General features: G+C 38.2%; 5 protein-coding genes. All 5 read right to left on the bottom strand.

Translation table 11 applies throughout. The features are described from left to right. Positions 1-261: 261 nt before the first annotated feature. The 5 genes from OMO38_RS14885 to OMO38_RS14865 all read right to left on the bottom strand — a co-directional run bounded on the left by OMO38_RS14885 (position 262) and on the right by OMO38_RS14865 (position 11,501). Entirely contained in the window at positions 262-621 is a 360-nt protein-coding gene (locus OMO38_RS14885) for a VanZ family protein (protein ID WP_264750979.1), read from the bottom strand. Next, positions 614-991, bottom strand: a complete 378-nt coding sequence (gcvH, locus tag OMO38_RS14880; RefSeq protein ID WP_264750978.1) for a glycine cleavage system protein GcvH — start codon at positions 989-991, stop codon at positions 614-616. Before gcvH ends, OMO38_RS14885 begins: the two co-directional genes overlap by 8 nt. Before the next feature lie 259 nt (positions 992-1,250). Next, positions 1,251-8,339: a T9SS outer membrane translocon Sov/SprA gene (gene sov, locus OMO38_RS14875; RefSeq protein ID WP_264750977.1), complete on the bottom strand. Its 7,089-nt coding sequence runs from the start codon at positions 8,337-8,339 to the stop codon at positions 1,251-1,253. Between the two features lie 6 nt (positions 8,340-8,345). Next, positions 8,346-8,930, bottom strand: a complete 585-nt coding sequence (gene ruvA, locus OMO38_RS14870) for a Holliday junction branch migration protein RuvA (protein WP_264750976.1) — start codon at positions 8,928-8,930, stop codon at positions 8,346-8,348. 282 nt (positions 8,931-9,212) lie between these two features. Further along, positions 9,213-11,501, bottom strand: a complete 2,289-nt coding sequence (locus OMO38_RS14865) for an NADP-dependent malic enzyme (protein WP_264750975.1) — start codon at positions 11,499-11,501, stop codon at positions 9,213-9,215. Positions 11,502-11,504 lie beyond the last annotated feature (3 nt).

Raw genomic sequence — 11,504 nt, 5'->3', positions numbered from 1 at the left:
AATATCAGGGGCGATATCTAAGTATCAAAGAAACGTCTGTCTTTATCCTGCTGCTTTTGCTCTTTTGGTTAATTTTTTTAACCAAGTTATTAATCTATTTTGCTTCATGCAAACTTACCATAGAAACGGCATCCTTTTTTTGATTGCCGATGCAAAGCAGCAGTAATCAAAAAAAGATATAGTGGATAGCGGGATTAAGCTCCTGAAAAAGAAAAAAACGAAATTGTAAAGACAAACGTCTGATGAAAGTGGAATGATTTGTCAGAAAAATCTTTTGACTAGTACCTTATATATATAGTATCCGATGAGACAGCCGATCGTGTCTGCAACGATGTCTAAAGTTTCCATAGATCTGCCGAGACCCATTTCTTCCTGTAAAATTTCTGTGAGGAATGCGTAAATCAGGATGATCTGAAAGAAGTAGGAGAATTTGATTCTGGGGAAAGCGGCCATGAATGAGAAACCGAGCATTGCGAAAATTCCTAAGTGTAGAACTTTATCAATTCCGTCGAACATAAAGAAATACTCGTGATTTTCTACGCCGGGACGGAGAAGCATATAAGTAAGAAATGCCCAATAAATGGGCAGTATCTTTAAAAATATGTTTGAAATCTTATCCAAGGATTGCCTGATATTCTTCTGCAGAAAGCAATTCTGACTGATCTGCACCGTCAGCGATCTCTAATTTGATGATCCAACCGTTTCCGTAAGGCTCAGTGTTTAGCAATTCCGGCTGATCTTCTAAAGCAGCGTTGAATTCAATCACTTTTCCAGAAATTGGCAAGAACAGATCTGAAACTGTTTTTACAGCTTCTACACTTCCGAAAACGTCTCCTCCATTGATATCATCATCTACTGTATCTACATCTACGTAAACGATGTCTCCCAACTCTCCCTGTGCAAAGTCTGTAATCCCAATCGTAGCGATGTTACCTTCGATCTTTACCCACTCGTGATCTTTAGTGTACTTTAATTCTGATGGTGTATTCATTTTAATTTTTTATTTATAGTGACAAATTTATTCAAAATAGAGATATGCTCAAAGAAAATAAATGATTATTTGATGCGCTGGAAGTTTATGGATGGGAGACGGAAGTTTGTGTGGTTTGTAATCTGTATCGGAGTGGTGATAAAGTTCAATCAAATCAGCATTCGGAAATCTTATCATTTTTTTTTGAAACCACTGATTTAGGTTTTTAATAAAAAATCCCTTTCCAAAACAAGAAAGGGATTGTATTATTTATCTTTTTTTAAAAGCCTCCTGACTCGCCAAAAGTGAAGGTTGCTGAAAGACCTGCTCTGATGGTTGACAGCGGGAAGGCTGTCGAAATCTTATACTTTGAAGTCATCTGCTCGTAGAATACTCTTAAGTTTAAGTTTTCTGAAACATTGTAATCGGCAGATAATTTAATATTCATTAATTTCTGACCTCCGGTTACCTGCGAATCATCCAACAGAATATTCATGATACTCGTACGGCTGTCACGAAGTGAGATATCTCCTCTGATGTTAAGATCACTTCCTTTTCCTCGTCCGCCTCTCGTATTGGTCATATTACCCAATCTGAAGTTTCTTACAATGTATCCTAATCTTACTACATATTCTGTATTTGAATCTTCCGTCAACGTATGGTTTACCAATCCTAATAGCAGCGTTCTCATCCTGTTGTACTGTAATCCAAACTGCATATTGTTTCTCATGGTAACATCGATCCCGACAAGCGGTGCAAATGCTTCTACATAACCTACCTGTGCAAAGGTGTATGGATTGATGTAATCGTCATTCACATCTCTTGCTCCCTGACTGCTGTTGAAATAATCAATACTTGACTGAATTCCGGTTGCAGTGTATGTTGCATTGTAACTATGCAAGATATCAAACTTCGTGAACTGCCCACTGATCATCGGAATATTTTTTAAACCTGAGTAAATAATTCTCCAGTTTGGAAGTGGAAGCCCTGCTTTCTTTGGGTTTCCGATTGCTTTGGCACCTTTTCCTTCAACAGCTGCGCGGAATGCAGGAATTAATACATAGGCATTTGAAATACTGTTCCCATCGGTAAATCCGTCGGTTTCCAGTGCACCTCCCAACTGTTGTGAAATCATTCTTGCGTTCTGTCTGATTGACTCGTACACTGCCTGTCCGTTTTGGAAAGCTGTGTTTACAAGAATCACTGAGTTGGAGTAACTCACCAAATCATTGGCAAATGTAAGATTCGGGTTTGAGAAACCATTATCATCCCGGAAATTGAATCCTGTCTGAGAGAAGTTTCGGTTGTAAGTCTGTAGAACATTAAAGTCAATTCTAAAATCATTCACCGGCATCATCTGTAAATTTGCCCTGAGTTCCCTCGTTGACATTTTCACATAAGGATCAATCATAAATTCAGAATCACTCACCCAGCCGTTTTCAATTACGGTACGTCTGATGTCTGCCTGAGAACCTAATAGGAAACCGACTGTTGGTCCGCCTAAAGTCTGTCCGTAACCATATCCGTTTGGTGCAGATAATAATCCCGGAAGAACGGTCCCATTATTCTCAGAATAATTAACGTCTAACTGTTTGAATGAAGTCAGAACAAATGCTGCACTCTGAAGAATAGACAACTTGTTTTTAAATTTATAGCTTTTAAATTTATATCTGTTTTTGTCCCATGCCTGAGTGTAAGCATTGTTTAGGGAATCCATTTCCTGTCTGCGTTTCTGAAGTGTGGATGACATTCTCTTGAAATATCCAAACTGACCAAAAAACTTCGGAATATCTGCCGTAGCCGTAGCCTGGATGATATTGGTATTCTGACCAATAGATCCTAAACTTCCATCCGGACTTGCCAATAGAGCCGTCGACCTTGCATTCCAGTTGTAGGTGAAACCGTACTGAAGTTCGGCATCGATAAAGTCTAAGTATGGGATAAGCTGGAACGGCAGTTTGTAATTTAACTGAACTCTGTGGTTGTATAAAACCGGTCTTCCTGCTCTGAACATATTCCCGAAAATGGAAGAATTATCCATTGTGTTGACATCGATATTATCATTTAAGGTTCTTGTAAGAGAGTTGATCTCCAGTTTTAAAGATTTAGTAAAATTAAATCCTAAACCATACTGCCATCCAAAATAGAAATTTCTGTTTTTGATAGCTGCAAAATCGTCTCCTAAATTTCCACTTAAAATAGCGTCGATATTTCTAAATTCAAGCTCGTTGTAATTTCTGTCTAATTCTGTTCTGAAAGATATTCTTGTAGGAACAGGATTGAAATTAAAATCTTTGATCCATCTCAGATATTTAGTTGACTGTGCGGTATCGCTGATCATTTTATTGAATGGCTTGACTACCCAAGGCTTGAATGTATAATTGTAATCCAGGAACCCTCTAAAGTACTGTCTGTAATTTCTTTTGGTATAAATATCTCTGTAAAAATCGTCATTATAAACCGCAGTAAGAGACAGGTTTTCCACATCATAGAATTTAGGTTTGCTGTTTTCTTTCACACGCTCCTTGTGCATATTGACAACACCTAAACTTCTTTGCTGCGTGTAGGTTCTTGCTACTTTTTTCAGTTCTTCTTTATTATTGGCTTTGCTGAATTCAACATCGGTATCCAAAGGATTGTATTTCGGATCTTCAATAGTTTGCGAGTAAGAATAGTTCACCGGAATTTTCACTCCTGTTTTTTCAGGTAAGAATTTGTCTACATTCACCTGAGTATTCACACTGAAAGCTGACTGTGTAGACTGATTTCTTTCTGCCGGTTTAGAATCTATATTTCCGAAACCTACCGAAGTGTAGGAACCGCTTGCATTCACCACGGCAAAATCACCAAGGTTGAAATTCAAACTTGCATTTCCTGCATAACCGCCATCGTTTTCAATTTCAGAGAGACGAATTTCGTTGACCCAAAGAATTCTGCTGATTGCAGCTGATCCTCTGTCGGGAGCATTTCGTATCCCCACCATAATTGTGGTGATATTACCTAAGCTTGGTCTACCTTTAATATAGATCTTCTTGAAAGTCTCTCCACCACCGAATTCAGAATCTTCTGATCTCTTGACGATCTCAGTCGGAGATTTTTTATCTCTTCTCAGTTTTGCATCAACAAAATTCTGTATTTCGAAATCAACTTCATTTTCAAAAGGCCAGATATCCATTGGCGCCGTAGCCGACTTCGATGTTAGTTTTAATGATGCTTCATATTCATAGTAGTTATCTGTGGCATCACTTCCAAAACGAATGAAGAATTTTGTTTTTTCATCAATTCGTCCAACATTTAAATCAGAATTATTTGGATCCTGAGCATGAACAAAAAGTTTCAGCTTTTTGTATCTTCTCATATCTAACGTTGTATTTTTAAATACCCCTTTTGCTTCATTAGCAGGAAGAACATTAGTTTTTAGGTAAAGGGATGCCTCATTCTGTCTTTGTGCGCCGGCATTTCCGCTCAATACCTGTCTGTCAATTCCCGGAGGAAGCACATAAGGTGGCTGGTTTAAAGCATTCTCTTCAATATTTACACTTCCTACCTCGAAGTTATCAATGTTAGTATCATTAATTGTTCCTTCATCAGTAGCGGGATCTGGTGTTTCCGGTACTGGAGGCACTGCTGCTGTATTGATAAATTTCGCAATATTTTTAGGATATCTTCTCCAGTCTGATCTTACCAAATCTAAAGTTCCGAATCTTAAAGTAGATGCCTGCTCAAATCCTGTCATTAACAATCGTGCGAATCTAACATTATTAAGAACCGAAGGATCCTGATCTCCTCCTAAAGAAGTATCTAATTTATTAATGGGTATTCTGAATAAGTACCATTTTACATCATCTGACTGACCATTTTGGAAAGTAGCGGTAACTGTTTTTACATCTACAATATTATTCTGACCGATAGTTAAATTTCCCTGTGCAAGACTAACTGCGTATTCATTGTAATTTTCACTCTGATCTAAGTTGTAGTCTCTGTTGATATCTTCAGCATCCGGAGTCTGTGAAGCTACTTCCAAAGAGTTGCTTTGAGAGTTGCCTTCAGGACCTCTGAAATATTTGTATCGCTGAACGATTGAAGCTGCCTGACTTCCTGTGAATTTTTCAGACATATAAAATACGAAATCATCAACTGCAGGGTCAGTAAGATTCAAAACAGGGTTTACAAATGTACTCGTCGGGAATTTTAAACCTTCCTGGCTTGAATTTAAACCATCATAACCTGCATCCTGAATCGCACGGTCTTCACCTTCACTGGAAAATGCATACAGGATCGGCGGCTGTTTTGGCTGGGTTCCCCAATTTGAACTGGAGGTTGAAGACGTCTGTGCTGGCGTCGGTAATCCATTTTCGTACTGCATTAGCCCGTCTTTCAAAATATCTTCACTTACATTTCCTAACTGCAGTAAAAGTTTAGGATTTGTTCCTAAGTTATTTCCATCAGCGTAAGGATCCATCATCCAGAATTCTACATATTCAATGTTCGAATTGACAAAGTTGGAAACCTGAATCGGTCTCATAATTCCTGCCCATCTTTGAAGCGGCGTTTCTGAATTTGGATTGACGTTATAAGGTCCTTTTTCTGTCGGATAATAAGAAATATCAAACGTATTGGTAAACGTCTGCTCACCAGCTACGAAATCTCTGTTATTAAAGATCTCAGAAAACTGAACTCTTCTTGAAGCGTGATTGGAAACCGACTGTGCCGTAATTCCTGCAGGAGCTCTTCCTCCTACTCCCCAGAATCTCGGGTCGATATTATACCATGACAGCAAACCTCTACCGTAACCGTTCGTTACATTATCGTTAACACCTGCTCCTGCGAAAATCGGGTTCGCCTGATTCTTTTCCGGTTTTGAAGCTAAGCTCCATGCTGCAGGTTCTTTTAATGAAATTTTCGAAGTCGTCTGTTCAAAATCATCAATGTAAGACTGATCATTTGTTCCTTTATTGATTCCAGGAAGTAAATACGCTCCCTCCATTTTAAAGTTTAAATTGGATGGTGCTTCTGTATTGATTCCAGGGATTTTATCTGTTAATCTCGTAAGGAAAGGAAGCTGATTATTGTACATCATATTGATGCCTGCCATTGTATTGTTAACGGCTTCCTGACCGTAATTTACTTTTTGGGTCAGCGGAGATTCAGAATAATTGACAACGGTTCCTCCGAAAATAAAGTTTTCACTGACTCTTCTTTCTAAATTTACGCCTAAAAATCTTTTTCTCTGCGTATTAAAGGTCAGCTGGTTTTCTAAGGAAATATTAATTGCTTGTCCGGACTGTTTTACGTTTTCATTGATAATTGTTACCGTTCCCAACATATAATCTACGGTATAGTCAACCCCTTCGGTCAACTGTACGCCATTGGCTGCAACTTTGACAGAACCCTGAGGAACGTTCACTGCTCCTAGAGAAATTCCCTGTCCCTGCGCACCTTTATAACGGCCTTCCATGGTATATCGCTGAGCCAGATTGCTGGATGTTGCCACCTGCTTCTGCTGAGAATATAGATCTGAAAACACATACTGAGGATCGTTACCCACAAGACCAGCCATATAGCTTCCAAAAGGTTCTACTTTGGTATAAATTAATTTTCCTAACTCTGGCCGTATTGTAATACCGATTACAAAATCGAAAATTCCGTCACCTAAAACACCACCGTTATTCTGTAAATCTCCATTCACATTCAGTCGGTCCCAGTTTAACAATTTTAATAAATTGGTATTTTCGACAGGCGTATTTGGTAGGTAATTCACCTTACCTCCGGTCTGTGCATCTCTGTAATAAATATTTAAAATAAAGCCATCCTGATCAACCTGACCGGCATCCAAAGCATAAATATTCTTCATCATCAATCTCCACATTGGTGATGTAGTTTTAACTGTCGTGTTTGGTTTCAGAACCTTTGTTACCAAAACCGGACTTTCCTCAGAAAATTCTCCCACTTTATAAACCTGGTTGGTTCCGTTAACCGTGTAAGAATATGATACTGCTAAAAGCTGATTATCGTTCAATCTCTGGTTTAATGAAATATAACCTAACTGTGGATGAAAAGTAAACTCAGAGCTTGTCAATCTTCTTGCTTTTCTGTTGAAGATAAACTGTTCACCGTCTGTGTATGCTTCGGTACCACCTGAAGCGTTGGGAAGAACCTGCCCTGCAATGGTATTGTAAGCAGAGTTGGCATCACGCAAACCTGTTCCCAAACCTGTAACTGCAGCATAAATTCCGTTTTGTGAATTATCCGGCAGCCCTGAAGGTCCGTCTCCCAAATCTCGTACACCGACAATACTTTTCTGATATGACAAATTTGAATTCCCCTGATCGAGAACCCAAACTTCCATTCTGCTGATATTGATTTTAGAATTGATCTGTGGATAATTCAGCAACGCATTGTCATAATTATTAAGAAAATAATGACCGATAAAGTAGTGCTGATTGTCTTCATAGTCGATAGCGTTTACTTTAAAAGTATTCATTACGCCACCACCCTGTACAACGATGTTTCTTGCTTCACCTTGCTGTTGCGATAAGACAACAGTTCCGTAGGTTTTCCCTAACTGAAATTCAGTTTTCACCCCAAAAAGTGATTCTGAACCCCGTATTAAACTTGTTGAAAGCGGCATATTTACGTTACCAAATTCAACTCTTTTAATGATCTTATCTTCACCTCCGGCATTTGGCTTGTTGACGTCTCCCAAACCTTTGGTCTGAAGATCTTTCCAGGTGCCCTTTGCCTGCCAAACCAAATTCATTCGGTTCTCGAACGCAAAACCACTCTGTGTGTCGTAATTAGCTTTTAACTGAAGGTTCTCTCCTACTTTTCCAATTAAACCCAACTGAATTCTCTGGTCGATATCAAAGGTAAAACTTGTTCTGTTTTGTGGTAAAATTAATGGGTTGTCAATCTTTTGGTACAAACCTGCAAAATCAAAAGAGGCATATCCTGAAGGAATAATTTCAATTTTATTACTTCCGAAAATGCTCTCAAAAAGTCTGTTGTTAATAGTAAGAGAAGGAATCAAACCTCTTCTCTGAGCTTCAGAGGTATCTTTTCTGAAAAGCAGACTGTAACGTTCAGATTTATCTTTGTAGTATGCTCTAGCCTGCTGAGCTGCCATAAATTCTTTATAGTCTTCGGGAGACATGGCAGTGGGCTGACCGGTCACGGTATTTCCTATTTTAGGATATACATAGTACATCCCGGTTTTGATATCGTAGTAGCCTTCGTAATATGTAGGATCTGTAACTTTATAATCCTTTTTTATTGAAAATGCTTCCGGATTTACCTGCCCAAATAGATTTATTGATAAGAATAAAAATGACAGGAATGAATATATCTTGAGAAACTTATTATTTTCCACCAAAAGTTAAATATTTTTTAAAATTTGTTTTACCAATTCTTCAACAGAAATCTCCGGATCCTGCTTGATGATACGATCAGCAATCTTCTCACTCATCCTCTTAGAAATTCCTAAAACTTCTAATGCAGATAACGCCTCATCCTTGCTTTTATTATTTGCCAGTACAGAATTATTTTCTTCTGCAGTACCGAATTTCTGTACTTTATCTTTCAGATCTACGATGATTCTTTCAGCGGTTTTTGTTCCCAAACCTTTTGCTTTCTGAATTACGGCACTATTTTTGGAAAGTATAGCTGTAGCAATCTCAGAAAGGCTTAAAGTTGACAGTAAAATCAGTGCAGATACCGCACCCACACCGTTCACACTTATTAGGAGATTAAACATTTCTTTTTCAGAACGGGTCTTAAAACCGAACAGCAAATTGGCGTCTTCGCGTATAATCTGTTGGATAAATAGCATGGTTTCCTGATTCAAAGTCAGGGTTTGTGAAGTCATTAAACTGATGCCCACATAGTACCCAACGCCATTGACATTGACTACCACATAAGTCGGTGTAAGCTCCTGAACAATTCCTTGTAAAGAAAATATCATTATTAATTTTTATAACTTCCAAATATAGTAATTTAAACTAAGTAATAAATTCATTTAACACAAGAATGATATTTAACTTTTTTTGTAATTGTGGAGGCAATGATTTGGCTTAAAAAGAAGAAACTTCAAAAAAAAATTAATTCTTAAAATATATCAACTAAATTGAAAAAGCGATCAGAATTCATAGAATTCTGATCGCTTTCTCAATTTAGTTGATAGGATTTTATCCTATCCTTTATTAGACCGTCCCTTTGGGACTTTCATAATAATTTATTAACATAATTATTTCTTCGCTTCTCTTCTCTGAGCATCCAAAACTGCAACAGTTGCCAAGTTCACAATCTCATCGACGCTTGAACGCATTTGTAAAACGTGGACAGGCTGCTTCAGTCCCATCAAAATCGGTCCGATTACCTGCGCAACCTTCATTCCTCTGATGATTTTGTAAGATAAATTGGCTGATTCCAGATTCGGGAAGACAAATGTGTTGGCTGGAGTTGTTCCTAATTTTGAGAATGGGTAATCACTTAAATGATCAGCATTCATCGCAAAATCCGGCTGAATCTCTCCGTCAACAATCATTTTCGGGAATTTTTCGTGAAGAATACTTACCGCTTTTGCTACTTTCTTCGAAGTATCAGAAATTGCTGCAAAATTTTCAAAACCTAACATTGCAATTCTTGGTTCAATCGCAAAAGATTTTACGGTGTGCTCTGCCATTTTAGCAATATTCACCAAATCTTCAGCACTAGGATTTTGATTGATCGAAGTATCTGCGAAGAAAATCGGTTTCTTTTCAGACAGAATCATCATCATTGCCGCCACTTTTTCGACACCTTTTTCTTTCTCTATAACTTCCAGAACAGGTCTTAAAGTCGAAACATAATTTTTAGAAAAACCAACAATCAATCCGTCGGTGTCTCCATGTTTCAACATTAAAGGTCCGAAATAATCTCTCTGACGAACATATCTTTTCGCTTTGTACTCGTTCATCCCTTTTCGCTGACGAAGTTTCCAAAGTGTTTCTCTGTATTTTTTTCTGTTTTCTTTCTGGTCGTCATCACTTGGATCGATAATCGGAACATCAATATTGATCCCGAAACGCTCCATCTGTTCTTTAACGTATTTTTTATCCCCTAAAAGACTTGGATATGCAATTCCTTCTTCGTATAAAATCTGAGCTGCTTTCAGAACATTATATTCTTCAGCATTTCCTAATGTGATTCTTTTAGGATTAGCCTTAGCACGGTTCTGCATCATTCTCACCAATTTCTCATCTCTTCCCATTCTGTCGAGAAGCTGAGTTTCATATTCGTCAAAATCTGTGATCGTTTTTCTCGCAATTCCACTGTCAATCGCTGCTTTAGCTACAGCACTTGAAACCTTGGTAATTAATCTGTTATCGAAAGGTTTCGGAATAAAATATTCTCTTCCAAACTGTAGATTCTGAACATTATATGCTAAAATTACTGCTTCAGGAACCGGTTCTTTCGCCAAATTGGCAATTGCATGAACGGCAGCAAGTTTCATTTCTTCATTAATCCCTTTTGCCTGAACATCCAATGCCCCACGGAAAATATATGGGAAACCAAGAACGTTGTTCACCTGGTTAGGATAGTCACTTCTTCCTGTCGCCATAATCACGTCCTTTCTTGTTGAAAGTGCCAAATCATAAGCGATCTCAGGATCAGGATTTGACAGTGCAAAAACGATTGGATTCTCTGACATGCTGCTCAACATTTCAGGCGTCATCACATTTCCTTTAGACAAACCGATGAAAACATCTGAACCCTTCACCGCATCTTCCAAAGTTTCAAGATCGGTCTGAATAACGAAATCGATTTTTTCCGGCGTAAGGTTTTCTCTTTTGTGATTGATGACTCCTTTACTGTCGCACATCAAAACATTTTCTCTTTTTAATCCTAAAGAAATATAAAGGTTGGTACAGGCAACAGCAGCAGCTCCTGCTCCGTTCACCACCATTTTTACCTCTTCGATATTTTTGTTGGCGATCTGAAGTGCATTAATCAACGCTGCTGCAGAAATGATCGCTGTACCGTGCTGATCATCGTGCATCAGAGGAATATCCAATTCCTCTTTCAATCTCTGTTCAATATAAAAAGCTTCCGGAGCTTTAATATCTTCAAGGTTTATTCCGCCAAAAGTTGGCGCAATACCTTTTACAATCTGAATAAATTTATCAGGATCTTTTTCGTCGATTTCAATATCAAAAACATTGATGTCTGCGAAGATTTTAAACAAAAGACCTTTCCCCTCCATTACCGGTTTTGAAGCTTCGGCTCCGATATCACCCAAACCAAGAACTGCTGTTCCGTTTGAGATTACGGCTACCAAATTTCCTTTTCCTGTATAATCATAAACTGTTTCCGGATGATGGTGAATTTCCATACAAGGCACGGCAACTCCCGGAGAATATGCCAGTGACAAATCTCTCTGCGAAGAGTGTGGTTTTGAAGGAATGACTTCAATTTTCCCTTTCGGTTCAGCTTTATGATAATCTAACGCGGCCTGATTGAAATTTTTTTCGTCGCGGTGTGTTTTATTCGACATAGA

The sequence above is a fragment of the Chryseobacterium kimseyorum genome, assembly GCF_025971945.1.
GTDB lineage: Bacteria > Bacteroidota > Bacteroidia > Flavobacteriales > Weeksellaceae > Chryseobacterium > Chryseobacterium kimseyorum.
This window is presented reverse-complemented; position numbering and strand designations above follow the sequence as displayed.